This window comes from Bradyrhizobium sp. ma5, from assembly GCF_042258955.1.
In the GTDB taxonomy this organism is placed as follows: domain Bacteria; phylum Pseudomonadota; class Alphaproteobacteria; order Rhizobiales; family Xanthobacteraceae; genus Bradyrhizobium.
Genome location: NZ_CP170156.1, coordinates 8,039,849 through 8,061,558 on the forward strand (window position 1 = coordinate 8,039,849; position 21,710 = coordinate 8,061,558).

Annotated in this window: 30 protein-coding genes and 1 tRNA gene; 13 read left to right on the forward strand and 18 right to left on the reverse strand. The window is 65.7% G+C overall.

Annotation, left to right across the window (positions count from 1 at the left end; translation table 11 throughout):
* Window positions 1-27: 27 nt before the first annotated feature.
* Window positions 28-1,020: an aldo/keto reductase gene (locus ACE103_RS37945; protein WP_375777162.1), complete on the reverse strand. Its 993-nt coding sequence runs from the start codon at window positions 1,018-1,020 to the stop codon at window positions 28-30.
* A gap of 110 nt (window positions 1,021-1,130) precedes the next feature.
* Between ACE103_RS37945 and ACE103_RS37950 the strand changes: the two genes are divergently transcribed.
* The gene (locus ACE103_RS37950) at window positions 1,131-2,024 is read left to right on the forward strand and encodes a LysR family transcriptional regulator (protein WP_375777163.1); all 894 of its coding nucleotides are present in this window, start codon (window positions 1,131-1,133) and stop codon (window positions 2,022-2,024) included.
* Between the two features lie 178 nt (window positions 2,025-2,202).
* Window positions 2,203-2,472, forward strand: coding sequence for a hypothetical protein (locus ACE103_RS37955; RefSeq protein WP_375777164.1), 270 nt, complete (start codon window positions 2,203-2,205; stop codon window positions 2,470-2,472).
* 9 nt (window positions 2,473-2,481) lie between these two features.
* Here ACE103_RS37955 and ACE103_RS37960 read toward each other — a convergent pair whose 3' ends face one another.
* Window positions 2,482-2,802 (reverse strand): PilZ domain-containing protein, encoded by a 321-nt coding sequence (locus ACE103_RS37960; RefSeq protein ID WP_375777165.1) that lies wholly within the window; start codon window positions 2,800-2,802, stop codon window positions 2,482-2,484.
* A 322-nt stretch (window positions 2,803-3,124) separates the two neighbouring features.
* Between ACE103_RS37960 and ACE103_RS37965 the strand changes: the two genes are divergently transcribed.
* The 3 genes from ACE103_RS37965 (at window position 3,125) to ACE103_RS37975 (ending at window position 6,960) form a co-directional block, all read left to right on the forward strand.
* Window positions 3,125-4,633, forward strand: coding sequence for an AMP-binding protein (locus tag ACE103_RS37965; protein WP_375777166.1), 1,509 nt, complete (start codon window positions 3,125-3,127; stop codon window positions 4,631-4,633).
* A gap of 249 nt (window positions 4,634-4,882) precedes the next feature.
* Complete coding sequence (locus tag ACE103_RS37970) at window positions 4,883-5,854, forward strand: S1C family serine protease (protein ID WP_223966758.1); 972 nt, start codon at window positions 4,883-4,885, stop codon at window positions 5,852-5,854.
* Between the two features lie 23 nt (window positions 5,855-5,877).
* On the forward strand, window positions 5,878-6,960 hold the full coding sequence (locus tag ACE103_RS37975) for a phospholipase (RefSeq protein ID WP_375777167.1): 1,083 nt from the start codon (window positions 5,878-5,880) through the stop codon (window positions 6,958-6,960).
* A 187-nt stretch (window positions 6,961-7,147) separates the two neighbouring features.
* Here the strand turns inward: ACE103_RS37975 and ACE103_RS37980 are convergent, their stop codons facing one another.
* Window positions 7,148-8,047: an SDR family oxidoreductase gene (locus ACE103_RS37980; protein ID WP_375777168.1), complete on the reverse strand. Its 900-nt coding sequence runs from the start codon at window positions 8,045-8,047 to the stop codon at window positions 7,148-7,150.
* Window positions 8,048-8,104: 57 nt separating this feature from the next.
* On the reverse strand, window positions 8,105-8,845 hold the full coding sequence (locus ACE103_RS37985; protein ID WP_375777169.1) for an SDR family oxidoreductase: 741 nt from the start codon (window positions 8,843-8,845) through the stop codon (window positions 8,105-8,107).
* A gap of 119 nt (window positions 8,846-8,964) precedes the next feature.
* Here ACE103_RS37985 and ACE103_RS37990 point away from each other — a divergent pair, with 119 nt between their 5' ends.
* Both ACE103_RS37990 and ACE103_RS37995 read left to right on the forward strand, forming a co-directional pair.
* Entirely contained in the window at window positions 8,965-9,852 is an 888-nt protein-coding gene (locus ACE103_RS37990) for a LysR family transcriptional regulator (RefSeq protein WP_375777170.1), read from the forward strand.
* Between the two features lie 63 nt (window positions 9,853-9,915).
* Window positions 9,916-10,122, forward strand: a complete 207-nt coding sequence (locus tag ACE103_RS37995) for a hypothetical protein (RefSeq protein WP_223966750.1) — start codon at window positions 9,916-9,918, stop codon at window positions 10,120-10,122.
* A 9-nt stretch (window positions 10,123-10,131) separates the two neighbouring features.
* Here ACE103_RS37995 and ACE103_RS38000 read toward each other — a convergent pair whose 3' ends face one another.
* Window positions 10,132-10,434 carry an AzlD domain-containing protein gene (locus ACE103_RS38000; RefSeq protein WP_375777171.1) on the reverse strand — a complete coding sequence of 101 codons (303 nt, stop codon included), beginning with the start codon at window positions 10,432-10,434 and terminating at the stop codon, window positions 10,132-10,134.
* Window positions 10,427-11,104, reverse strand: coding sequence for an AzlC family ABC transporter permease (locus ACE103_RS38005; RefSeq protein ID WP_375777172.1), 678 nt, complete (start codon window positions 11,102-11,104; stop codon window positions 10,427-10,429). The genes ACE103_RS38000 and ACE103_RS38005 overlap by 8 nt, the downstream gene beginning before the upstream one ends.
* A 74-nt stretch (window positions 11,105-11,178) precedes the next feature.
* On the opposite strand from ACE103_RS38005, the gene ACE103_RS38010 reads away from it, so the two are divergent.
* Window positions 11,179-11,781, forward strand: coding sequence for a CGNR zinc finger domain-containing protein (locus ACE103_RS38010; RefSeq protein WP_375777173.1), 603 nt, complete (start codon window positions 11,179-11,181; stop codon window positions 11,779-11,781).
* A 40-nt stretch (window positions 11,782-11,821) separates the two neighbouring features.
* On the opposite strand, the gene ACE103_RS38015 is transcribed toward ACE103_RS38010, so the two are convergent.
* The 6 genes from ACE103_RS38015 to ACE103_RS38040 all read right to left on the reverse strand — a co-directional run bounded on the left by ACE103_RS38015 (window position 11,822) and on the right by ACE103_RS38040 (window position 15,703).
* Complete coding sequence (locus tag ACE103_RS38015) at window positions 11,822-12,499, reverse strand: DsbA family protein (protein WP_223966745.1); 678 nt, start codon at window positions 12,497-12,499, stop codon at window positions 11,822-11,824.
* Between the two features lie 36 nt (window positions 12,500-12,535).
* Window positions 12,536-13,273 carry a sulfite exporter TauE/SafE family protein gene (locus ACE103_RS38020; protein ID WP_223967205.1) on the reverse strand — a complete coding sequence of 246 codons (738 nt, stop codon included), beginning with the start codon at window positions 13,271-13,273 and terminating at the stop codon, window positions 12,536-12,538.
* Between the two features lie 135 nt (window positions 13,274-13,408).
* Window positions 13,409-14,131, reverse strand: coding sequence for an LrgB family protein (locus ACE103_RS38025; RefSeq protein WP_375777174.1), 723 nt, complete (start codon window positions 14,129-14,131; stop codon window positions 13,409-13,411).
* A complete protein-coding gene (locus ACE103_RS38030) occupies window positions 14,128-14,514 on the reverse strand; it encodes a CidA/LrgA family protein (RefSeq protein ID WP_375777175.1) in 387 nt (128 codons plus the stop codon). Before ACE103_RS38030 ends, ACE103_RS38025 begins: the two co-directional genes overlap by 4 nt.
* A gap of 269 nt (window positions 14,515-14,783) precedes the next feature.
* Window positions 14,784-15,263 (reverse strand): PaaI family thioesterase, encoded by a 480-nt coding sequence (locus tag ACE103_RS38035; RefSeq protein ID WP_375777176.1) that lies wholly within the window; start codon window positions 15,261-15,263, stop codon window positions 14,784-14,786.
* A 5-nt stretch (window positions 15,264-15,268) separates the two neighbouring features.
* A complete protein-coding gene (locus ACE103_RS38040; protein WP_375777177.1) occupies window positions 15,269-15,703 on the reverse strand; it encodes an acyl-CoA thioesterase in 435 nt (144 codons plus the stop codon).
* A gap of 93 nt (window positions 15,704-15,796) precedes the next feature.
* Between ACE103_RS38040 and ACE103_RS38045 the strand changes: the two genes are divergently transcribed.
* Complete coding sequence (locus tag ACE103_RS38045; protein WP_375777178.1) at window positions 15,797-16,354, forward strand: TetR/AcrR family transcriptional regulator; 558 nt, start codon at window positions 15,797-15,799, stop codon at window positions 16,352-16,354.
* A gap of 195 nt (window positions 16,355-16,549) precedes the next feature.
* Here ACE103_RS38045 and ACE103_RS38050 read toward each other — a convergent pair whose 3' ends face one another.
* Entirely contained in the window at window positions 16,550-17,041 is a 492-nt protein-coding gene (locus ACE103_RS38050) for a hypothetical protein (RefSeq protein WP_223966737.1), read from the reverse strand.
* A gap of 217 nt (window positions 17,042-17,258) precedes the next feature.
* On the opposite strand from ACE103_RS38050, the gene ACE103_RS38055 reads away from it, so the two are divergent.
* On the forward strand, window positions 17,259-17,531 hold the full coding sequence (locus tag ACE103_RS38055) for a PsiF family protein (protein ID WP_223966735.1): 273 nt from the start codon (window positions 17,259-17,261) through the stop codon (window positions 17,529-17,531).
* Between the two features lie 135 nt (window positions 17,532-17,666).
* A complete protein-coding gene (locus tag ACE103_RS38060) occupies window positions 17,667-18,752 on the forward strand; it encodes an AbrB family transcriptional regulator (protein ID WP_375777179.1) in 1,086 nt (361 codons plus the stop codon).
* A gap of 262 nt (window positions 18,753-19,014) precedes the next feature.
* Here the strand turns inward: ACE103_RS38060 and ACE103_RS38065 are convergent, their stop codons facing one another.
* The 4 genes from ACE103_RS38065 to ACE103_RS38080 all read right to left on the reverse strand — a co-directional run bounded on the left by ACE103_RS38065 (window position 19,015) and on the right by ACE103_RS38080 (window position 20,370).
* Window positions 19,015-19,395: a hypothetical protein gene (locus ACE103_RS38065; protein ID WP_375777180.1), complete on the reverse strand. Its 381-nt coding sequence runs from the start codon at window positions 19,393-19,395 to the stop codon at window positions 19,015-19,017.
* A gap of 94 nt (window positions 19,396-19,489) precedes the next feature.
* Window positions 19,490-19,774: a DUF1488 family protein gene (locus tag ACE103_RS38070; RefSeq protein WP_092123564.1), complete on the reverse strand. Its 285-nt coding sequence runs from the start codon at window positions 19,772-19,774 to the stop codon at window positions 19,490-19,492.
* Between the two features lie 37 nt (window positions 19,775-19,811).
* Window positions 19,812-20,108, reverse strand: coding sequence for a hypothetical protein (locus ACE103_RS38075; RefSeq protein WP_223966731.1), 297 nt, complete (start codon window positions 20,106-20,108; stop codon window positions 19,812-19,814).
* Complete coding sequence (locus ACE103_RS38080) at window positions 20,101-20,370, reverse strand: hypothetical protein (protein ID WP_223966729.1); 270 nt, start codon at window positions 20,368-20,370, stop codon at window positions 20,101-20,103. The genes ACE103_RS38075 and ACE103_RS38080 overlap by 8 nt, the downstream gene beginning before the upstream one ends.
* Before the next feature lie 50 nt (window positions 20,371-20,420).
* Between ACE103_RS38080 and ACE103_RS38085 the strand changes: the two genes are divergently transcribed.
* On the forward strand, window positions 20,421-20,828 hold the full coding sequence (locus ACE103_RS38085) for a hypothetical protein (RefSeq protein WP_375777181.1): 408 nt from the start codon (window positions 20,421-20,423) through the stop codon (window positions 20,826-20,828).
* 52 nt (window positions 20,829-20,880) lie between these two features.
* Here ACE103_RS38085 and ACE103_RS38090 read toward each other — a convergent pair whose 3' ends face one another.
* Window positions 20,881-21,453, reverse strand: coding sequence for a disulfide bond formation protein B (locus ACE103_RS38090; RefSeq protein WP_375777182.1), 573 nt, complete (start codon window positions 21,451-21,453; stop codon window positions 20,881-20,883).
* A gap of 158 nt (window positions 21,454-21,611) precedes the next feature.
* Between ACE103_RS38090 and ACE103_RS38095 the strand changes: the two genes are divergently transcribed.
* Window positions 21,612-21,696, forward strand: a tRNA-Leu gene (locus tag ACE103_RS38095).
* Window positions 21,697-21,710: the final 14 nt, after the last annotated feature.

The window sequence follows — 21,710 nt, forward strand, 5'->3', positions numbered from 1 at the left end:
GGGACGACACTGCGTGTGTGGCTCGCCTCAGCGTCCGACCATCTGTTGCAATTGCTCCGGATAACGTGCGCCCTGCACCTCGACTGAGGCGACGGCCTTGCCGATGTCGGCGAGATCGGCGGAGCTCAATTCAATCCGCGCAGCGCCAATATTTTCCTCGAGCCGATTGAGCTTCGTGGTGCCCGGGATCGGCACGATCCATGGCTTCTGCGCCAGCAGCCAGGCCAGCGCGATCTGGGCCGGCGTTGCGCTCTTGCCGGCGGCGATCCGGCCGAGCTGATCGACCAGCGCCTGATTGGCGCGGCGGGCTTCCGGCGTGAAGCGCGGCACGAGGTTGCGGAAGTCGTCGCTGGCGAACGTCGTCGACGCGCTGATCGCGCCCGTGAGAAAGCCACGGCCGAGCGGGCTGTACGGCACGAAGCCGATGCCGAGCTCTTGCAGCACCGGCAGGATCTCCGCTTCCGGTCCGCGTTCCCACAGCGAATATTCGCTCTGCAATGCCGTGACTTTCTGCACCGCGTGCGCCCGGCGGATGGTCTGCACGCCGGCCTCCGACAGGCCGAAATGGCGGACCTTGCCGGCGGCAATCAGGTCCTTCACGGCGCCGGCGACATCCTCGATCGGCACGTTGGGATCGACCCGATGCTGATAGAACAGATCGATCACATCGATGTTCAGCCGCTTCAGCGAAGCGTCCGCGACCGCCTTGATGTGCTCGGGCCGGCTGTTCAGCGAGCGGTGGCGCTCGGCCATGGAGCCGATATCGAAGCCGAACTTGGTGGCGATCACCACGTCGTTGCGGACCGGCGCCAGCGCCTCGCCGACCAGCTCCTCGTTGACGAAGGGACCGTAGACCTCCGCGGTATCGAAGAAGGTGACGCCGCGCTCGACGGCGCCGCGCAGCAGCGCGACGCCCGCGGCCTTCTCGACTGCCGGGCCATAGGCGAAGCTCAGGCCCATGCAGCCCAGGCCGATCGCCGATACCTCCAGATTGCTGTTACCGAGTTTGCGCTTCTGCATGATGTCTCTCCGCATCAAAGGACTGGAACCTGCCGCTGCGGGATTTAGGGCGTGCACCCACGCGCTATTAGACGTAAAAATCGGGATGGACTTATGAGCTGGATTCATCAATGGCGCGGCATGACATCAATGACCTGATCGCCTTCCTCGCGGTGGCGCGCGAGCGCAGCTTCACCCGCGCGGCGGCGCAGCTCGGTGTGTCGCAATCGGCGCTCAGCCACACCATGCGCGCGCTGGAGGAGCGGCTGGGCGTGAGGCTATTGACCCGCACGACCCGCAGCGTGGCGCCGACCGAAGCCGGCGAGCGGCTGCTGCAGAGCGTCGGCCCGCGCTTCGAGGAAATCGAGGCCGAACTCACTGCCCTCAACGCGCTGCGCGAGAAGCCGGCCGGCACCATCCGCATCAACGCCGGCGAGCACGCCGCCGAGACCATCCTGTGGCCGGCGCTGGAAAAGTTCCTGCCGCGCTATCCCGACATCAAGGTGGAACTGACCGTCGACAACGGTCTCGCCAACATCGTCGCGGAACGTTTTGACGCCGGCGTTCGCCTCGGCGAGCAGCTGGCGAAGGACATGATCGCGGTGCGGATCGCGCCGGATTTCCGCATGGTGGTGGTCGGGGCGCCGTCCTACTTCAAGCGGCGCGACCGTCCGAAGCGGCCGCAGGACCTGACCCAGCACGCCTGCATCAACATCCGCTTGCCGACCTTTGGCGGCATCTATGCCTGGGAATTCGAGAAGCGCGGACGCCCGATCAAGGTCCGCGTCGACGGACAATTGGTGTTCAACAGCACCGCGCTGCGGATCAAGGCGGCGCTGGCCGGGCTCGGGCTTGCCTATGTCGCCGAGGATCAGGTGCAGGCGCAATTGGCCAGGGGCCAACTGGTCCAGGTGCTCGACGACTGGTGCGCGCCGTTTCCCGGCTATCACCTCTATTACCCGAGCCGTCGGCAATCTTCGCCGGCGTTCGCGCTGCTGGTCGATGCACTGCGCTATCGGGGCTAGCCGGGCCGACGCGGCCCCCTGACCGCTGCCGAGATCCACCACACGGATATTTGCTTTGCGGTTTGGCGGAAGCCTCTGGGAACGGGACCAGCACCGCTTACGTTATTGGAGACGCAATCGAGCGGCTTGGCGGACCTCGCCACCGCGGGAGCCTCACCGTACCATCCGGACTAACCCCATGTTCAGAAACAAATTCGCCATCATCCTCGCCGCCGGCCTCACCCTCGCGCCGGCCCAGCTTCTCGCGCAAAGCACGGGGGGCTCCCCACCCCCGCCGCGGCCCGGAGATCGCGCCGCTTCGCCGGGCGGCGTGGGCGGCACTGCGCTTCCAGCCCAGAGCGGTCAGCGCTATGCACCGTCGTCCGGCGGCAATTTCAGTGCGGCGCCGGCCGCTCCCGGCGGTTCGGTGAACACAACCGGCAATGCCAACAGCGCGCAGGGGCGCTGAGGCGCAGCGCTAGATCGCGCCAGCCGCCTCCGCGGCCGGTTCGTCCGGCTCGGCGTCGGCGGTGACGAATTTGAGCCCGTAGGTCTTGCCGCGACGCCAGACCACCTCGCAGGGGTAGCGCTTGGCGTGATCAGCGAGCAGCGTCAGCGCAAGGCGATCCTTGACGTCGAACTCGACCTCGGTCGTGATCTTGGCGCCGCCGGGCGAGATATCGACCACGGCGCAGGCGTTCTCGGTCACGCCGTCATCGACCGAGATCCACGCCGCACGATTATTGAGCTGACGCCGCGGCTCGCGACTGATTTTGATCCGTGCTCCATTGCTCGCCATCGTCGTCGTCCTTGAAGACATTGGTCCTTGAAAAAAATGGAGGCCGCGCAGGTCGATCGACGCGCCCGGCACACAACCGCACGGGCCACAATGCCGTCGCCCCGTAAAGTCCGGCTTAGCGCGATCGCTTGAACTTTACCGGAATCTTGACCCGGCTTTTATCGAACGAGGATTCCGCAATTCCATCAGCGGGATACCGGCCGCCCTGGCAGCCATTGGCTTGACACGGAGACCGCATAGTTGGTGAAGTGGCAGCCGTGGCCCTGGCCACATCCCTGCAACAAGAGCGCTTCAAGCCGCCTTAGTCCTTCGGAAACGCCCCATGCTGATCCCCCTCGCCGACGTGCCGCGCTGGTATGCCGAACGCAAGCCCGCAGACGCGATCGCCGTCAGTCACGGCTCGGATGCGCTGACCTGGCTTGAGCTCGAGCGCCGCGCCAATGCGCGGGCGCGCGCCTTTGCCGCCAAGGGCGTCAAGCCCGGCGACTTCGTCGCGATCGGGCTGCCCAACAGCAACGCATTCTTCGAGACCACGTTTGCGGTGTGGAAATGCGGCGCGACGCCGACCTCGTTGTCATGGCGGTTGCCGCGCGGCGAGGCCGCCGCAGTGCTCGATATCCTGAAACCGTCGCTGGTGGTCGGCGGCGAAGCCGACTGGAACGCGCCGAACTCGCTGCCGGTGGATTTCGTGCCGGAGGGATTTTCCGGGGAGCCGCTCGATGCACCGGTCGCGCGCTACTGGAAGGCGATGACGAGCGGCGGCTCGACCGGGCGGCCGAAGGTGATCCTCGATCACAGCCCTGCCGTGATCGAAACCACGACGCCGCTTCTGCTCGGCATGCCACATGAGGCGTCGGTGCTCAACCCGGGCCCGCTGTATCACAACGCGCCCTTCATCCTGTCGCACGCCGCGCTGTTCGGCGGCGGGCGGCTGACCGGCATGGTGAAGTTCGACGCCGAGGAGACGCTGCGGCTGATCGGGCGAGAGCGCGTGCAATGGGTCAACTTCGTGCCGACCATGATGCACCGGATCTGGGCGCTGCCCGAGGAGGTGCGCAAACGCTACGACGTCTCCAGCCTGCAGATCGTGTTTCATATGGCAGCCCCCATGCCGCCCTGGCTGAAGGAGAAGTGGATCGAATGGCTCGGGCCGGAGCGGGTCTGGGAGCTCTATGGCGGCACCGAGCGGCAGGGCGCCTGCGTGATCTCAGGCGTCGAGTGGATGGCGCACAAGGGCTCGGTCGGCAAGATCGGCGAGACCGCGCGCTTGCGCATCATCGGCGAGGACGGCAACGACGTCGCACCCGGCGAGACCGGCGAGATCTACTTCCTGCCCAATGACGGCGCCGGCTCGACCTATCACTATCTCGGCGCCACACCGAAGCGGCGCACCGACGGCTGGGAATCGCTCGGCGATATCGGCCGGCTCGACGAAGAAGGTTATCTCTATCTCGGCGACCGGCTCGCCGACATGGTGCTGCGCGGCGGCGCCAACATTTATCCGGCCGAGGTCGAGGCCGCGGTGAGCGAACATCCCGAGGTGCGCTCCTGCGTCGTGGTCGGACTGCCCGATCCGGAATTCGGCCAGCGCGTGCATGCGATCCTCGAACTCGCCGACAGCGCCGATGCGCAGAAGATCGCCGACGGCATGAGCGATTTCCTGAAGAACCGGCTCAGCCGCTACAAGCATCCGGAAAGTTTCGAGCGCGTCGGCACGGCGCCGCGCGATGATTCCGGAAAGGTTCGCCGCACCATGCTGCGCGACGAGCGCGCCGCGTGGATCAAGGAGGACCGTGCCTTCCGCATCATGCCGGCACGCGCGAAGGCATGATCCGGAAAAGTGCGAAGCGGTTTTCCGAAAAGATCATGTCCAAACAAGAAGCTAAAGCGCGATGACGATTCAACCCGACCTCATCGCGCTTCAAAAAGCGAATAGGTTCAATTGATCTTGCGAGGGGCAGGTCTGCACGCCAGATGAGCTGTGCAGGCCGCCGCGCAAGGTATATCATTCCATCTTCCCTGCCGGCAGAACCTCGGACTACCATGAGGTTCCAGCACGCTGCACGCCAGGAGATCCCGGATGCCCTCCACCACCGAATGGAAAGTGCCAGCGGCCTTTCAGCCCCGTCCCGAAGATTACCGCTATGACCTCGATCGTGCGCTGATGAGCGTGGTCGGGCTGCACTCGATCATTCCGCCTGACGCGTTCAGCGCCGAGACGCTCGGCACCGAGCGCACCGGCAACGGCGTATTGATCGACAACGGGCTGGTGCTGACGATCGGCTATCTGATCACCGAAGCCGCCACGGTGTGGCTGCATCTCGGCGACGGCCGCGCGGTCGAGGGCCACGCGCTCGGCTTCGATTTCGAATCCGGCTTCGGCCTGGTGCAGGCACTCGGCAAGCTCGACATCAATCCGCTGCCGATCGGCTCGTCGGCGGGAACGCAGGTCGGCGACAGTGTCGTGCTCGGCGGCGCCGGCGGCCGCACACGCTCGGTCGCAAGCCAGATCGCCGCGAAGCAGGAGTTCGCGGGCTACTGGGAATACCTGCTCGACGAGGCGATCTTCACCCATCCGTCGCATCCGAACTGGGGCGGCGCCGGACTGATCAACAATGCCGGCGAGCTGATCGGCATCGGCTCGCTGCAGCTCGAACGCGAGCGCTCGGGCCGCGCCGAGCATGTCAACATGATCGTGCCGATCGATCTGCTCAAGCCGGTGCTGAGCGATCTGCGCAAATTCGGCCGTGTCGACCGGCCGGCGCGGCCGTGGCTCGGCATGTACACGACCGAGATCGACAACCGTCTCGTGGTGGTCGGTGTCGCCAGCAAGGGACCGGCGGCGCGCGCCGAACTCAAGACCGGCGACGTGATCCTCGCGGTCGACGGCGACAAGGTGACGAGCCAGACCGGCTTCTACAGAAAACTCTGGTCGCTCGGCGCGGCCGGCGTCGACGTGCCGCTGACGATCTACCATGAGGGCGTCACCTTCGACGTGACGCTGACCTCGATCGACCGCATGAAGCTGTTGAAGGCGCCGCGGCTGCATTAAGAGAAAGAAGAGAGGCAGCAACGATGAGCGAGGCCGTGGTTGACGACATCGTGGCGGTGCTGCCGCCGCTGTTGCAGACCCTGGAATCGCTGTCCTTTGTCGCGCGCAACCTCAACCCGCCGGACTTCGATCGCGTGATGCAAATCGCGGGCGAGCCCGAGGAGGCCTTGCAGGCGGTGCGGCCGCGGCTTGCCGATTGGCCGGAGAAATTCGCGCACATCAAGACCGCGCTGGAAGCTGCGATCGAGCCGGCATTGGCCGGCTATGCGGGCCTGCGCGCGGTGCAGAATGGCGAAGGCGATCTGGTCAGCGTATTCCGCGCGCTGCGCTATCTGCCGCGCGCGCAGGAGGCACTCTATCCGCTGACTGAGCTGCCGCCGGTCAGCGGCTTCTTCATCGCGCCCGACTTGCGCGAGGACGCCGGCCTGCAAGCGAAGCTCGCGGCGATACCCAACGCCGACACCGGCATCTTCCATGAGCGCAACGAGCCGGGCAGCCGCGGCGGCTTTTCGATGTATGTGCCCGAATACTACACGCCGGATCGCGCCTGGCCACTGGTGATGGCGCTGCATGGCGGCAGCGGCAACGGCCGCGGCTTCCTGTGGAGCTGGCTGCGCGATGCGCGCAGCCGCGGCGCCATCCTGGTGGCGCCGACCGCAACCGGCCAGACCTGGGCGCTGATGGGCGACGACACCGACACGCCGAACCTCAACCGCATCATCGACCAGGTGCGCGCGCGCTGGCGGATCGACGAGACGCGCATGCTGCTGACCGGCATGAGCGACGGCGGCACGTTCAGCTATGTGAGCGGGCTCGACGGCACCTCGCGCTTCACGCATCTGGCGCCGGTCGCTGCAACCTTCCATCCGCTGATGGCCGAGATGGCCGATGCGGAACGGCTGCGCGGCTTGCCGATCTTCATCACCCATGGCCGGCTCGACTGGATGTTCCCGGTGCAAACCGCGCGGCAGACCCAAGGCTTGCTGTCGGCGGCCGGCGCCAAGGTGATTTATCGCGAGATCGACGATCTCAGCCACACCTATCCGCGCGAGATCAATGCGGAGATCATGCAGTGGCTGAATGGCGAGCGCGTCGACGGTGCGTGAGGAACTCTCTGCCCGTCACCCTGAGGAGCGCGAAGCGCGTCTCGAAGGGTCGACGGCCCCGCTGCGGCCGCGCGGCAGCATCGGGGCCGTGCACCCTTCGAGGCTCGCTCCGCTCGCACCTCAGGATGACGGTGATGGATAGTGCGTGTGGCACTATCCTCATCGTTGATGCGGACAGTGCGCCGAGCTACTTGTTCACCCGCGGCTTGAGCAGGTCGGAGAAGCCGACCCGGTGCAGCATCTCGTTGCGGACGCGGTCGATCACGCCGAAGGCGACCTCGGCGCCGTCCTGGGTCGGATCGATGTGGACGCGGAACGGCCGCTTGCCGAACGGCGTGTCCACGACCTTAACGATCGCATCGGCCACGGAGCCAGCGTCGGCATCTTCGGGCACGATCGCCGAAAATGCCTTCATGATCTCGTCGCCGAAGCCGGCATAGGGACCGGCTTCATACTCGGCGACCCGCGCCTGATCGGCCGGACGGCCGGAATGCGCGAAGTGGTTGGTGCCGCCGGTGAAGGCGCCGGGCACGATGATCGAGGTCTCGATGCCCCGGCGTGACAACTCGCGGGCATAGATCACGGCCATCGCATCCATGCCGGCCTTCGCCGCGAAGTATGGCGCGAGATAGGGCGGCGTGCCGCCGGCCGAGCTAGAGCTCGACACCCACACCACAAGTCCCCTGCCCTGCTTGCGCAGTTGCGGCAGCGCCGCGCGATTGACGCGCTGGGTCGAGAGCACATTGACGTCGTAGAGCTCGGCGAGTTGCTCGGGCGTGAACGCCTCCGCCGGGCCGAACACCATGTGGCCGGCATTGTGGATGACGACGTCGAGGCGGCCCTCCTCAGTGACGATCTGCGCGATTGCGTTATCGACCGAAGCCTGCGAGCCGACGTCGAGCTCGAGCGAGCGCAGATCGACCTTGTTGTCGCGGGCGAACTCCTCGATGTCGGCGACCGCGGCGGCGTTGCGGCCGGTGGTGTGGCGCATCGAGGCGTAGACGGTGTGGCCGGCCTTGGCGAGCGCGTTGGCGGTGAGGCGGCCGAAGCCGCTTGAAGCGCCGGTGATGACGATGACCTGTTTCATGACACGTATCCTTGTGATGGCGGGTTGAACGAGAGTTGGCGTGAAGGCGTGAGGGCGTCAGACCAGGCCGCCGTTGGCACGCAGGGTCTGGCCGTTGATCCAGGAGCCGTCGGGACCGGCGAGGAACGACACGGCGTTCGCGATGTCGTCAGGCGTACCGAGCCGCTCCAGCGGGACCATCTTGGCGAAGCGGTCGATCAGCTCATCTGACTTGCCGTTGAGGAACAGATCGGTCGCGGTCGGGCCGGGCGCGACCGCATTCACCGTGATACCGCGGCCGCGCAATTCCTTGGACAGGATCGCGGTCAATGACTCGATCGCGGCTTTGGTCGCGACATAGATGCCGTAGGTCTCGAGCTTGGTGCCGACGACGCTGGTCGAGAAATTGACGATGCGTCCGCCGTTGCGCAGCCGGCGTGCCGCCTCGCGCATGGTGTTGAAACTGCCCTTCAGGTTGACCGCGACCTGCTGGTCGAAGGCCGCGTCGTCGCTGTCGGCAATCCTGCCGAGCTTCATGATGCCGGCATTGTTGACCAGCACGTCGACGCCGCCGAACGCCGCTTCCGCCGCGTCGAACAGGCCTCGTACCGCATTGGCGTCGCTGACATCGGCCTTCGCGGTCAGCGCCCGACCGCCGGCGGCCTCGATCCTGTCGGCCACCGCCTGGGCGGGCTTGGCGTCGCCGGAGTAGTTGATGACGACGGTGAAGCCGTCCTTGGCGAGGCGCTCGGCAACCGCCGCGCCGATCCCGCGCGAGGCACCCGTCACCAGAGCTACCTTATTGATTTGGTTGGTCATTTTTAGTCTCCCATCAGGTTGGCGGCCAAGGCCGCGTTCGATGGGAGGACACTAGGCCTTGGCATTATCCGGATAATCAGGCATCTTCTGGCATCACTATTCGTAATTGCCGGATAATAATGGACCGCTTCGACGCGATGCGCGTATTCACCCGGGTGGTCGAACGCCGCAGCTTTTCTCTCGCCGCCGACGATCTCGCTTTGCCGCGCTCGACGGTGACGGATGCGGTGAAGGGGCTGGAGGCGCGGCTCGGCGTGCGGCTGCTCGAGCGCACCACGCGCACGGTCAGGCCGACGCTCGACGGCGAGGCGCATTACCGCCGCTGCGTGTCGCTGATCGCGGACCTCGAAGACGCCGAAGGCGCGTTCGGCGGCGCGCGGCCGAAGGGCCTGCTGCGGCTCGAGGTGCAGGGCACCTTGGCGCGGCACTTCCTGCTGCCGAACCTGCCCGGCTTCCTCGCTCAATATCCCGACATCGAGATCAACATGAGCGAGAGCGATCGCTGGGTCGACCTGATCCGCGAAGGCGTCGACTGCGTGCTGCGCTTCGGCCAATTGCCCGACAGCGACATGATCGCGCGCCAGGTCACGATGCTGGAGCGGTTGACCTGCGCCACGCCGGATTACCTTGCGCGCTTCGGCGTGCCGACCGATCCATTCGCGCTCGACGGCCATCGCATGATCGGCATCCGCTCGCTGACGACGGGGCGCTTGCGGCCGATGGAATTCGTGATCGACAGCACGCTGAAACAGTTTCCGCTGCCGGCGCCGATGTCCGTGACCGGCCCCGAGAGCTATCTGGCGAGCGCCAGGCTCGGGCTCGGCCTCGTGCAGGTGCCACGCTTCCATGCCGAAGCCGATCTCGCGAGCGGCACGCTGATCCCGGTGTTGCAGCAGTGCCCGCCGCCATCGGTGCCGGTTTCGCTGCTCTATCCGCGCAATCGACAGCTTTCGCCGCGGGTTCGCGTGTTCATCGATTATGTGATGCGCGTGTTCGCGCGCAGTTGATCGATCGCCGGAACCACAGCGAACCCCACGACGTTATCTCGCCGACACCGGAGGGATTGAGCGATGCGGACGTTTTTCGGCATGATATTGGGCGCGCTGCTGCTGATTTGCGGCGTCTATGTCTACGATTCGATGCAGACGTCGAGCGTCGCCAATGGCGAAGTGGCACAGGATACCCGCACCATCGTGAATTGGGATGTTGCAGCCCATGACTGGAACTTGCTGAAGACGCGCACCCGCGAGCAGTGGGACAAGATCGCGTCCAAGTAACCGGTGACGTCACAGCCCGATCGCAGACGCCGCCAAGGCCGCACCGAACCCCGCGCCCAGCGCGGCCCATTCCTTGGCCGTGACAGCCATCGTCACGAGCGCGACCATTGTCCCGACAAGACCTGCCAGCCCGCCGGACAGGCAGCCACCGACAATGAATGCGATGAACAGATTGCCGGGCGCGAGCCGGAGAAACCGCGCGGCGATGCCATCGTCGCGCATCGACCCGGCGAGGACGTATCCACCGGCGCGCATGGCATAGCATGTCAGCCCGAGGATGAAGATCACGCCGAGAATGTCCAGGTCACGCATCGGTCCGTTCCATCATGCTGACGAGCGTGCCGCATCCGCCCCCGATCAGCATCGACCAGCTGGGATCCACGAATCGGCTGACAAACAGCGCGACGACTGCCGAGACCAGCCACGGCCACCGAGATGTCGCGTTCTTCCACTGGCTGGGAAGCAGCGTCGCAATGAACATCGTCGGCAGCAGCGCGGCGGCGAGCTTCAGCGGCCCGCTCGCTGCGAACGGGGCGGCATAGGCAAGTGCGGTGCCGCCGACCCAGCCGATCGCCATCGGGATGCTCGATCCGAGCAGATAGCCGGCATCGGGTCCGTTGCTGTCTGCATCCGAGCTCGTCATCAGCCACGACGCGTCCGCGAGCAGAAACAGGCTGAGCAGGATCTTCCGGGGGGCCAGTCCGCCAAATAGCTGGCGCAGATGGGCGCCCATCAGTAAGTATCGTGAATTGGTGGCGATGCAGGCAACGACCATGGCGGCAACCGGCAACGGGCTTGCCCACATGCTCAGCGTGATCGCCTGGGCGGTGGCGGAGTAGACGAGCAGGCTGAACAGAATCGCTTGCGGCGCCTCCAGCCCAAGCCCCTTGTAGGTCAGTCCCATCACCAGGCCGGCGGCGCCGTTGCTGAGCAGGAACGGCAAGGCCGCGACCAGGCCCCGCCTGAATCCGGCGGCCGTCATCGTTGGGACGCGTTGCGACGGTTGGGCGCTTGTAATGGTCATGACCGTTAGATTAAACTTGGTGAGAGGCCGTGATGTCAAGGGATCCCGCGCGGGCAGCGACACAGTTCTTCGGTGGACGGGTCTGCCTCGACTTCGCGAACACGCTCGACTGGCGGACCTCGAACGATCCGCAGGAGCTGATCCCGGATTATGCTGCGCTATTGTCCTGGAGCGAACGCCGCGGCACCCTGCCGCTCGCCGCGATCAGGAAGCTGAAAGCGCATTCGGCGAGCAGCCTTGCCATGGCCGCGATGCAGAAGGCGCATGATTTGCGTCGCGACATCTGGGCGATTTCCGACGCGCTCCGCAATGGCCGCAGCGTGGACCTCCGTCTCGTCAATCAGATGCTGGCGCGGGCTCCCCGACAGCCCGACCTGGTGCGGCAGGAGCGAGGCTATCGCCATGCGCTTGCGGGGATCGAGGTGACGGAGCCGTTGTGGCCGGTGTTGTGGTCACTCACGGCCCTGCTGGCGTCAGACGACGCAAGCCGCATCGGATGCTGCGAGGCCGACGGCTGCGGCTGGTTCTTCGTCGACGAGAGCCCGAACCGGACGCGCAGATGGTGCTCGAGCGAAGTGTGCGGCAATCGCGAGCGCGCGCGGCGCGCCTATGCCAAGCGGAAAGGCTCGACGTAAACGCGCTCCATGTTGGTCGTGAGGGAAGCGACGACGCGGGCTAGTTCTGCTCGGTCTTGCGGCCCATATTGGCCTTGCGCGCGTCGGCGATGACCTGCTCGAACTGATCGATGCTGAGCACGCCCGGTACGCGATACTTGCCGACGATGAATGACGGCGTGCCGTTGAAGCCGAATGCCTGCGCCTGTTCGTTGTTACGCGCCAAAACCGCGTCGATCGCCTTGGCGTTGGTGTCGAGATCCTTCTTCAGGCGATCCATGTCGAGACCGGCGCCCGAGAGCAGTTCGGCGATGCGCGGCTCGGTGATGCGCGAATTGACCGAGATCATCGCCTCATGCGCGGCTTCGAACTTGTCCTGGTACTTCGCCGCCAGCGCCATCCGCGCCGCGACCTTCGACACCGGCCCGAGGATCGGCCAATCCTTGAGCACCAGACGAACCTTGCCGTCGTCCTGCACCACCTGGCGGAGCTCCGGCGCGAGCTTGCGGCAATACGGGCAGTTGTAGTCGAACCATTCGACGATCGTGATGTCGCCCTTGGGGTTGCCGATGACAGGAATGTCCGGATCGCGCAGCACCTGTTGCTCGGTCAGGACATTGTCGTCCTCGGCGCGCGCGCCTCCAGCGGCAAGGAGCGCAATGCCGGCACCGATGAGGCCGAGCGCGCCGCGGCGGGTGGCGCCCGCGTTGTCGAGGGGAAATTTCGTCAGGTGGTTCATAGCTCGCTTCCGGAAGGGCTCCTCGCCCTTCTACGTTCAGGACACATTGATGTTACGCAGCAGCATATAGATCGCCACCACGATAATCACAGTCGCAAACACGATATTGAGGGCGCCGCGCCGTTCCGACAGGTGGCGGGCGCTCCGAGTGCCCAAGAGACCGCCCGCGATGCCGCCGGCGACGAATAGCCCCGCCAGGCCCCATGACACCAGCCCGGACCACGCATAGCTGAGGGCCGTGGTCATGCCGAAGGCGGTGACGGCCACCAGCGACGAGCTGACCGCGTTCATGATCGGCATCCCGGTCGCCAGCATCAGGGCCGGCACGATCAGGAAGCCGCCGCCGATGCCGAAGAAGCCCGACATGGTTCCCGTGGCAAGCCCGAGGCCTATGATCGCGGGCGTGTTGGACATCGAGATCTTGACGTCGGTCAGCCCGACCCGCGCGCGGGTCTTCAGCATCAACCCTGCGATCACCAGCATCACGATCGAGAACATTGCGAGCAGCTTCTGCCCGTCCAGCATCTTGCCGAGGATCGAGCCGCCGAAAGCGCCGAACATGCCTGACAGCGCGAACAGCAGTGCGCAGGACCAGATCACGGTGCCGCCGCGGGCGTGGTTGGAGAGGTTGATCGCGGCGTTGGCGGCGACCGCGATCGCCGAGGTGCCGATCGCGACATGCGGCTGGGCTACCCCGACCACATAGACCATCAGCGGCACGGCAAGGATCGACCCGCCGCCGCCGACCAGGCCCAACGAAAAGCCGACCAGCATGCCCGATACCAGCCCGAGCACGCTTTGAGTTGCGGAAAAGACCAAGGGGAACAGACTCGTGTTTGCGGCGGCAACCATAGAAGGATTTGCTGCTCGGCGCCATACCAATAGCACAAAACTGCCCTGCAAGGGGCGTCAGCGCAGCAGATAGGTCACGGCCAGCGGCACCAGCAGCGAGGTGACTAGCGCATTCAGGCTCATCGCGATCCCGGCAAAGACGCCGGCGACCTCGTCGACCTGGAAGGCGCGCGCGGTGCCGATGCCATGGGCGGCGATGCCGGCGGCAAAGCCGCGGCCACGAAAGTCCGTGATGCCGGTAAAGTTCATCAAGGGCGTGACGATGATCGCCCCCATGATGCCGGTGAGGATCACCGAGACCGCCGTCAGCGAAGGGTCGGCATGCAGGGACTCGCTGATGCCCATCGCAACGCCGGCCGTGACTGATTTGGGGGCCAGCGACAGGATGATGTCGCGCGGCAGGCCGAAAGCCCGCGCCAGCAGCACCACCGAGACGATCGCGGTGAGCGAGCCGACCGCGAGCGCAACCAGCATCGGCAGGACCGCAGCCGCGACCCGCCTGCGGTTCTCGTAGAGCGGCACCGCGAGCGCGACCGTCGCCGGCCCGAGCAGGAAGTGAACGAACTGCGCACCGGCAAAATAGGTGGTGTAGGAGGTGTTGGTAAGCAGCAGGAACGCGCCGATGATCCACAGCGAATGCAGCACGGGATTGGCGAGCGGGTGCCGCCTCGTCTTCAGCGACACCGCATCGGTTGCGGCATAGGTCAATAGCGTCACCGTCAGCCAGAGCAGCGGCGACTGCGAGAGATAGACCCAGAGCGAAAACGGATTGTCGCTCACGGGTTGTCCTCCTCGCGCGCAAACAGACTGCTCGCCGCCACGAAGGTCGCGACCGTCGCCAGCAGCGTGACGATGACCGAAACCGCGAGGATCACCAGGATCGCGATGCCGTGCTCGGCGAGCAGATCGAGCTTCTGCACGACGCCGACCCCGGCCGGAATGAACAGCAGCGAGAGATTGGCGAGCATCCCGCGGCTTGCGCTCTCGACCCCGTCATTGCCGAGCGGCCCGCGCGCGAGCACCGGAAAGCGGTCGCGCGCGAGCAGCAGCAACAGCAGGAGCACCAACCCGACCACCGGCCCCGGCACCGGCACCGCCAGCGCGCGCACGGCAACCTCGCCGATCAGTTGACAGAGCAGGATCAGGCTGAGGCTGGCGATCATGACAAGGCGCTCACGCGAAACATGCGCGTATCAGGTCGGTGTGGGGGAGGCTTGTCAATGCGCGGGACTCAAGCGTGTGCGCAAATGCTGGGCACGCCTTTCCCAAGCAGCCCGGTCTCTGAGTCCCGTCACCCTGAGGAGCGCGAAGCGCGTCTCGAAGGATGCACGGCCCAGATGTTTCCGCGTGTTACTTCTCCGCTGGCGAAAGCGTGGGCCGTCGACCCTTCGAGGCTCGCCCAGCGGCGCAATTGCGCCGCAAGGCTCGCACCTCAGGGTGACGGAGACAAAGCTCCGCTCGTTGCTAGCGGCTCCCGCCGCTGCAACGCCATCAGCGTCCCGCTCATGGTCGCGACCAGCGTCTCGATGCCGTTCTGCACGGCGTAGGCGCGGCCGTCGCAAACCGTCAGCGTGCGGCCTGGCTTGACCACGACGCCGCGGAATACGAACCGTTCGCCGCGGGCCGGCGCCAGCAGATTGGTCTTGAACTCCACCGTGAGGATGTCGGAGCCTTCGGGCATCAGCGTGAAGGCGGCGATCCCGCAGGCATTGTCGAGCCCCGCGGTGATGATTCCGGCATGCACGAACCCGTTCTGCTGGCAGAACTCCGCCGCATAGGGCATCGCGAGATCGACCTCGCCCGGCTCCATGCGCGCGATTGAGATACCAAGCGTCTGCATTGCGCGCTGGCGTTCGAATGTGGCGGTGGCAATCGCGCGGAAGTCGGGATTCTTCGGCTCAAAGCGGGGCATCGCGGTCACGCAGTCACGGATTCTGACGGCACGAGGTGCGGCATCGCGGCGTAGCGGATCGCCGGCGCGAACGGCGCGGATTTGCGCGCGGCGCGATCGATGTGCACGGCGGCGATCTCGCAGGTCGCGGCGATGTCGCCGGTCTCCGCGTTGCGCATCTCGTGCAGGATGCGGACCGACTTGTCGCGGAACTCGACCAGCCGGCTCTTGACCTCGACGAGGTCGCCGGCAAGCAGCTCGCGCTGATAGGAGATGTTCTGCTGCACGGCGGCCATGCCGCGGCCGGATTCGCGCAGATAGCTCGGCGTCAGCCCGAGCCGCGCGAACATGTTCCAGCTCGCCTCGTCGAACTTGCCGACATACCACATGACGTTCATGTGGCCGATGTGATCGCAGTGCCAGGGATAGATCGTGCCGCGATAGGTCGCTTCGCCCTCCATCGTCCCCTCCTTTGCGCTTTGATACGGTAGCGTATCAGGGACCAAGCAGGCTAGCAATACGGTGCCGTATCGGGACCGATCCGCGGAGATCACATGACTGAAAGCAAGGGCGACGTCTGGGTCGCGGCCGGCTTTGCCGAACTCGCGCATAGCGGCGTCGATGGCGTGCGGGTCGAGGTGCTGGCGAAGAATCTGGGCGTCACCAAGGGCGGCTTCTACCGCCGCTTCAGGGATCGCGCCGCGCTGCTGGAGGCGATGCTGACGCGCTGGCGCGACGGCCGCATCGCCGCAATCGAGAAGCAGACCGCGCTCGACGGCGCCAGCGCGCGCGAGCGGCTGAAGGCGATCATCACGCTCTATTCGGAGCGCATGAACACCGAGGCGATGGCGGTGGAGCTTGCGATCCGGCAATGGGCGCGCACCGATGACGCCGCGGCGGCCGCCGCCGCGAGCGTCGATGCCGCGCGGCTGAAGCAGGTCGGCCAGCTCTATCGCGCCACCGGGCTCTCGGCCGACGAAGCCGATGCGCAGGCCTTCCTGTTCTACTGCTTCATCTTCGGCCAGAGCCTGTTGTTTCTCGAACGCGGCCCGCGCAAGCGCGCGCAACTACTGGCGCAATCGGCGGACAAGCTGCTTGCGGAAGGCCAATAACGCTTCTGCCGAAAGAAAAGCGGCCGGCTTGCACCGGCCGCCCGTCGATCTCACATCGAGAGTCTCGCCTCACCATCGGTATCATCACCCGCGCATGCGGGTGATCCAGTATTCCAGAGACGCCCGTGCGCGAACCGAGACGCCGCGGCGTACTGGATCGCCCGCCTGCGCGGGCGATGACAGATGTGGCTGGGCTCAGGCGCCCTTCAGCTTCTTGTTGCATTCGCTGTAATAGCCGCCGCCCTTCTGGATCCACTTCAGGCCGCCATTGCCGCCGGTCGTCTTGTTGGCATTGTACTGGTCCACGCAGGTGTGCATGCGCCCCTTGCCTTCGGATTCCTTGGCGTATTTGGGATCGATCGCGTTCGGAAACACGGCGGGCCCTGCCGGTGCGGCGGGTGCCGCGGCGGGAGCGGCTTCCCGCTTGGCTTCCTTCGGCGCGGCCGGAGCAGGCGCGGCAGCAACGGGCGGAGGAGCGGCGGGCGCCGCGGCCGGGGTTGCGTCGGCGCCGCATTGCGCCTTGCGGAAATCGTTCCACTTCTGGCCGTTGAGGGTGCCGCCCGACTTGGCCGCCTGGTACTTGGCGCTGCATTCCTGCGCGGTCAAGGCCTGCGCTGGCGCGCTCGCCGCAAAAGCTGCAAAGCCCGATACCGCAATCACACACAACAATCTGGTCTGAATGGTCATCCCTGGTCTCCCGTCATCCCTGGTTTCCCGTGAGGTTTCCCTCGGCTTCCCTTGGGGGGCATTGGCGTAAGACCATTATCCTAGCGCAACCCCGACTTGCGACAACGTGCGGACGCCCTTGGCCGTTAAAATATTGTGGCGGCTGGACCACCGCATGTTCATCCACGGTTCATCATGGCCGCGCAACGTTTCGGCTCCTGCCCCCACGAGGTGTCCCATGATGACGATTTCCAAGCTCGCGACCGCAACCGCCCTTGCCTCCCTGCTGCTGATGGGCGGCGCCTTCGCGCAAACCGCCGCGCCCGCCGCCAAGGACGCCGCTCCGAAGGCCGACGGCAAGATGGCCAAGGAAGCCAAGCCGCGCACCGCCGAGTCGCTGGAGTGCTCGAAGCAAGCCGACGCCAAGGGCCTGCATGGCAAGGAGCGCAAGAAATTCCGCTCCGAGTGCAAGAAGGCGGGCGGTGCTGCCGCTGCGCCGGCCGCGAAGTAACGCGTAGACGTATTTTGACGTCCTTCACCCTCCCCGCCGGGGAGGGTGAAAATCTGTGCGCCGGGCAAGCCGGGGCGCAATGCTGCAATCGCGAGATGCAATTGTCCCGTGGTTGCGAATTTGCCATAAGGCGGCGTGACCCTGATCCGCGCTTCGATGGCGACCGCCATTCCCGACCGCAGCATAGTTCTGAACGGACTCGAGACTCTCGTCATCGGCGCCGGCGGCGGCCTGCTGTTTTTATGGGCGGGATTGCCGGGCGGCCTGATCTCGGGTGCGATGTGCGCGGTTGGGATCGCCGCATTGGCCGGACGGCCGCTCGCGGTGCCGCCGGTGCTGACGCAATCGGTGCTGCTGCTGCTCGGCATCTCGCTGGGCTCGCTGATGTCGCAGCAATTGCTGCAGCACATGAGCTCCTATCCGCTCACCATCGCCCTGCTGGCGCTGGCGACGTTCTGCTCGACCTTCGGCTCGAGCGTCTATCTGCAACGCATCCATGGCTGGGACCAGACCTCGGCCTTCCTCGCCGGCAGCCCCGGCGCGCTCTCGCAGATCACGATCCTCGCCGCGGAGAAGGGCGCCGACGTCGCGGCGATCGCCGTGGTTCAGACCATGCGCGTCATCATCCTGACCGCGGCACTGCCGCTGGTGCTGGCGCTGACCGGCGTGACGCACGCGGCGCCGCCGCCGTTGCCGACGACGGTCGCCTCGCCGTTCGGCCTGATCGCCCTGGTCGCCGGGTCGATCGGTGTCTCGCTGCTGCTGCGCTGGATCAAATTCCCCGCCAGCTGGATGTTCGGTGCGATGCTCGCCTCCAGCCTGCTGCATGGCTCAGGGCTGGTCGATGGCGGCCTGCCGCCCTGGCTGCGCAACGTCGCGCTGGTCGGCATCGGCGCGCTGATCGGCACCCGGTTTGCGCGGATGAAGACCTCGACCCTGCTGAGCCACGTCAATGCCGGGCTCGGCTCGTTTGCGATCGCGATCGCAATCTCGGCCGTGTTCGTCGCGGTGATCGCCTTCACCACCCATGTGCGGCTCGCCGACGTCGTGGTCGCCTTCGCACCCGGCGCGATGGACGCGATGCTGGCGCTGGCGCTGACGCTGCACATCGACCCGATCTTCGTCGGCGCGCATCATCTGTCGCGCTTCCTGTTCGTCACCATCTCGACGCCGGGCATCATCCATCTGTTCGGACGGCCGCAGGACGACGTCGACGATTAGTCCAAGGCTCACCTGTTAATTCCGTCATCCCCGCGCAAAGGCCTCGCCTTTGTCGCTGGAGGTGCGAGCGGAGCGAGCCTCGAAGGATGAACGGCCCGGCTGGTGGCCGTGCATGCTTCGAGACGGCCGCAAGCGCGGCCTCCTCAGCATGACGGATTGAGAGGCGGACGGGTGGAAGCGTGGTGGGTTTCGCGGAGCCTGTCATCCGGCCGCGCTTTGCGCGGACCCGTTGGCTCTACCTACCCTACAGATCCAATCCCGATCATGCCTCGGCCGTCGACTGGTCCGGCTGATCGCGGAACGATCGCGCCAACGCCACCAGTTCATCGGGATCGAACCACAGCTCCTCGTCCCGGTCGATTTGCAGTTTCGCAACGGCTGCGGCACGCCACAAGTGCCCGGTGATCCGGGCATAGACCGAATCGGGCTGTGCTTCGCTCCATTCCTCGAGCCGCTCCCTGGCGACTGCGCGCCATAGCGCGGTCAGCCGGCGGCTCGCACCATGTATTTCGGAGATGGTGAATCGCGGGCGCTGCTCGCTCATCAACGTGGCGACGAGATTGCGTCGGCTCCTGAGGCGCAACAACGTCTCATTGGCCAACAGCAGCAACTCGACAGGGACGCGGTGCACGATGATCAGCATGGGCTCGTCTGTCGCGCATGGGGCGGTGACGGCGGGATAGCCTCCACCTTGAAACACCTGACACGCGCATCAGGGCCTTCGCACAGGGCGGCCGCTATCTCGGCTTCCGAAAATCGATGCTGCGCAGGATGATCCGGGGCGGCGCCCCTTCGAACTCCTTCGCCTGGTACTTGCCATCGGCGCAGGCCTCGATGCGCTCGCGCAGCCGCATGAACTGAGTCTCGCGATGGCCCGCGCGCCCGAGCGCCCCGCCTTCCAATTCATCCATCGCGGAGGTCGAGATCGCGCAGTGGATCTCCTTCTCGTCGTCATGCATCGAAAACAGCACGACCATCCGGTCGTATTCGTAGCTGATGAAGCGACCCTGGGTAAGCGTCATGTGATCAGCTCCTTCAAAGCCGCGACGTGGTTCTGGTTCATCGCGGCTCGGTGAGCCGGACAAAATCCTCGAGAATTGCCGTGACCAGATCGCGATGCCTCGTATCCTCCGGCGGCAGGCTCGCTGCGTACAGATTCAAAACGTAGCGCGCCTTGGCAGCCACCTCGGGCCACGACGTAGCAGGTACCGCCAGCAGTCCGGTCTCGAGCGTGACCTGGCGCTCGCGCAGATCCCTCGCATGGGTCTCGATTTCCGCCAGCGCACGGCGAATGTCGGTGGCTTTCTGCGCCGCCATACCGCGGTGGCGATCGAGGTCGAGCGGTTCGTCAGTCATTCGAGGCGCTCAAATCGATACGCTGGGCGTCCGCCAGATCGACCGAGCCGATCGACACCATCTCCGTCGTCAATCCGCGGGAGCCTTGTGCCGGGACGATGATCATCGTGGCGACACGGCGGAACACCGCGAATGAGAGCCCTTCGATCGCCTCTTCATCGGTAATGACGTCATAGGCGCCTGCGGGCAATTCACGATCGATGCCTCTGATCCGGAATGGATGCTGGAAGGTGACGACTTCACGTCGGGAGCGCATGGTCATGAGCCAGCCTTTTACGAAACGCCTTGCGCCGGTGCGGCCCCGCGGCCAGCATGCGCCGCTTCGGCGGCAATAGCCAATGCTTTCTCGTTGGTTTTCCTGGTGTTCTTGGCTTTCTCGCCGAACGAGGGGCGAAGGCCGCTCCTGATAGCATCCTGCGCGTTGTTGCCGCAGTGCGCCGCAGACCGCTTTGGCGCTCGCTATTCGAAGGCGATCGGCCTACGGTCGACGACCATCACTTCAGGCAAAGCGAATCCACGTCGGCGTTCGGGGCTGCTCCGCAGCCGGGTTCTGACCGAGCCGATGATCTCGAGAGACAGAGGGAGACCGACATGTCCAAAGGCGAGCGACACGGCAACCGGGAAACCAAGAAGCCCAAGAAGGAGAAGATCAAGGTGATCGCCGCGGCTCCCAGCCAGAAGGGCGGACAGCCGACCTTCACGCCGGGCAAGAAGAAATAGACCGGAAGAAACAGATCGATTGAGTCAGGGCCTGTAAATCAGACCCTCCAACTCAAGCCTTGGCCGCCTTCGCCACGCCCCAGCCGGCGACCGCGGCCATCAGGAGCGAGATCAGCACGTTGTAACCGGCAAGCGAGATGCCGAGGAAGCGCCACTGCACCTCGTCGCAGCGGACCACCTTGACCTTGTCGAGTTGATCCAGCAGCGAGCCGGCCTTGCCGAAATCCATTAACGGGCCGGTGCAGTCGGTCGGCCCCTGCCAGAACCCCCATTCGACCCCGGCGTGATAGGCGCCGAGCCCGGCATTGGCGAGCGCGGCGAGGCCGAGGATCGCAAGGCCCGCGAGCAGCACCGGGCGCGCCGCGCCACGGGCGGCCGCAAGCGCCACCACGGCGCCGAGCGGGACCGCGAGATAATAGGCATAGCGCTGCTCGAGGCAGAGCGGACAGGGCATGATCTCCAGCACGAGCTGGAAGAACCAGGCGCCGGCCAGCGTCGCCGCCGCGATCACAGCAATCGCCAGGGCCGAAGTCAGCGCCGGATTGCCGGTGGCGGAAGCATCCGACGGATGGGCGGTGGCGAGCGTCACGGCAGTCCTCCTGCGAGCATCGTCCGGCAGGGTCATGACCCCTGCTCCATGCTCAGCCCGGGTCGTATCGCGCCAAAATACCGCTGTCGAGGCGCGGGACAATCACATCCGCGCGGGTTGACCGTGACGGACCGCCCGCTATAGTCCGCCGCGCTTCGCGACCCTGGCCCGTCTCGGCCTGGTCCACCGCGAATGCCCCTGTGGCGGAACTGGTAGACGCGCTCGACTCAAAATCGAGTTCCGCAAGGAGTGCTGGTTCGATTCCGGCCAGGGGCACCACGCTTCGCCCTTGC

Excerpts from the sequence above, each read along its gene's own strand:
- ACE103_RS38040 (WP_375777177.1), bottom strand. The coding sequence starts at position 15,703 with ATGGAGGGCGAAGCGACCTATCGCGGCACGATCTATCCCTGGCACTGC.
- ACE103_RS38075 (WP_223966731.1), bottom strand. The coding sequence starts at position 20,108 with ATGACTGACGAACCGCTCGACCTCGATCGCCACCGCGGTATGGCGGCG.
- ACE103_RS37990 (WP_375777170.1), top strand. The coding sequence starts at position 8,965 with ATGGACCGCTTCGACGCGATGCGCGTATTCACCCGGGTGGTCGAACGC.
- ACE103_RS38000 (WP_375777171.1), bottom strand. The coding sequence starts at position 10,434 with ATGCGTGACCTGGACATTCTCGGCGTGATCTTCATCCTCGGGCTGACA.
- ACE103_RS38030 (WP_375777175.1), bottom strand. The coding sequence starts at position 14,514 with ATGATCGCCAGCCTCAGCCTGATCCTGCTCTGTCAACTGATCGGCGAG.
- ACE103_RS38070 (WP_092123564.1), bottom strand. The coding sequence starts at position 19,774 with ATGACGCTTACCCAGGGTCGCTTCATCAGCTACGAATACGACCGGATG.
- ACE103_RS38035 (WP_375777176.1), bottom strand. The coding sequence starts at position 15,263 with ATGCCCCGCTTTGAGCCGAAGAATCCCGACTTCCGCGCGATTGCCACC.
- ACE103_RS37965 (WP_375777166.1), top strand. The coding sequence starts at position 3,125 with ATGCTGATCCCCCTCGCCGACGTGCCGCGCTGGTATGCCGAACGCAAG.
- ACE103_RS37960 (WP_375777165.1), bottom strand. The coding sequence starts at position 2,802 with ATGGCGAGCAATGGAGCACGGATCAAAATCAGTCGCGAGCCGCGGCGT.
- ACE103_RS38045 (WP_375777178.1), top strand. The coding sequence starts at position 15,797 with ATGACTGAAAGCAAGGGCGACGTCTGGGTCGCGGCCGGCTTTGCCGAA.
- ACE103_RS38080 (WP_223966729.1), bottom strand. The coding sequence starts at position 20,370 with ATGACCATGCGCTCCCGACGTGAAGTCGTCACCTTCCAGCATCCATTC.
- ACE103_RS37945 (WP_375777162.1), bottom strand. The coding sequence starts at position 1,020 with ATGCAGAAGCGCAAACTCGGTAACAGCAATCTGGAGGTATCGGCGATC.
- ACE103_RS38055 (WP_223966735.1), top strand. The coding sequence starts at position 17,259 with ATGATGACGATTTCCAAGCTCGCGACCGCAACCGCCCTTGCCTCCCTG.
- ACE103_RS37950 (WP_375777163.1), top strand. The coding sequence starts at position 1,131 with ATGGCGCGGCATGACATCAATGACCTGATCGCCTTCCTCGCGGTGGCG.
- ACE103_RS37995 (WP_223966750.1), top strand. The coding sequence starts at position 9,916 with ATGCGGACGTTTTTCGGCATGATATTGGGCGCGCTGCTGCTGATTTGC.
- ACE103_RS37985 (WP_375777169.1), bottom strand. The coding sequence starts at position 8,845 with ATGACCAACCAAATCAATAAGGTAGCTCTGGTGACGGGTGCCTCGCGC.
- ACE103_RS38085 (WP_375777181.1), top strand. The coding sequence starts at position 20,421 with ATGCGCCGCTTCGGCGGCAATAGCCAATGCTTTCTCGTTGGTTTTCCT.
- ACE103_RS37980 (WP_375777168.1), bottom strand. The coding sequence starts at position 8,047 with ATGAAACAGGTCATCGTCATCACCGGCGCTTCAAGCGGCTTCGGCCGC.
- ACE103_RS38020 (WP_223967205.1), bottom strand. The coding sequence starts at position 13,273 with ATGCTGGTCGGCTTTTCGTTGGGCCTGGTCGGCGGCGGCGGGTCGATC.
- ACE103_RS37955 (WP_375777164.1), top strand. The coding sequence starts at position 2,203 with ATGTTCAGAAACAAATTCGCCATCATCCTCGCCGCCGGCCTCACCCTC.
- ACE103_RS38010 (WP_375777173.1), top strand. The coding sequence starts at position 11,179 with ATGTCAAGGGATCCCGCGCGGGCAGCGACACAGTTCTTCGGTGGACGG.
- ACE103_RS38050 (WP_223966737.1), bottom strand. The coding sequence starts at position 17,041 with ATGACCATTCAGACCAGATTGTTGTGTGTGATTGCGGTATCGGGCTTT.
- ACE103_RS38065 (WP_375777180.1), bottom strand. The coding sequence starts at position 19,395 with ATGCTGATCATCGTGCACCGCGTCCCTGTCGAGTTGCTGCTGTTGGCC.
- ACE103_RS37970 (WP_223966758.1), top strand. The coding sequence starts at position 4,883 with ATGCCCTCCACCACCGAATGGAAAGTGCCAGCGGCCTTTCAGCCCCGT.
- ACE103_RS38090 (WP_375777182.1), bottom strand. The coding sequence starts at position 21,453 with ATGACCCTGCCGGACGATGCTCGCAGGAGGACTGCCGTGACGCTCGCC.
- ACE103_RS37975 (WP_375777167.1), top strand. The coding sequence starts at position 5,878 with ATGAGCGAGGCCGTGGTTGACGACATCGTGGCGGTGCTGCCGCCGCTG.
- ACE103_RS38005 (WP_375777172.1), bottom strand. The coding sequence starts at position 11,104 with ATGACGGCCGCCGGATTCAGGCGGGGCCTGGTCGCGGCCTTGCCGTTC.
- ACE103_RS38015 (WP_223966745.1), bottom strand. The coding sequence starts at position 12,499 with ATGAACCACCTGACGAAATTTCCCCTCGACAACGCGGGCGCCACCCGC.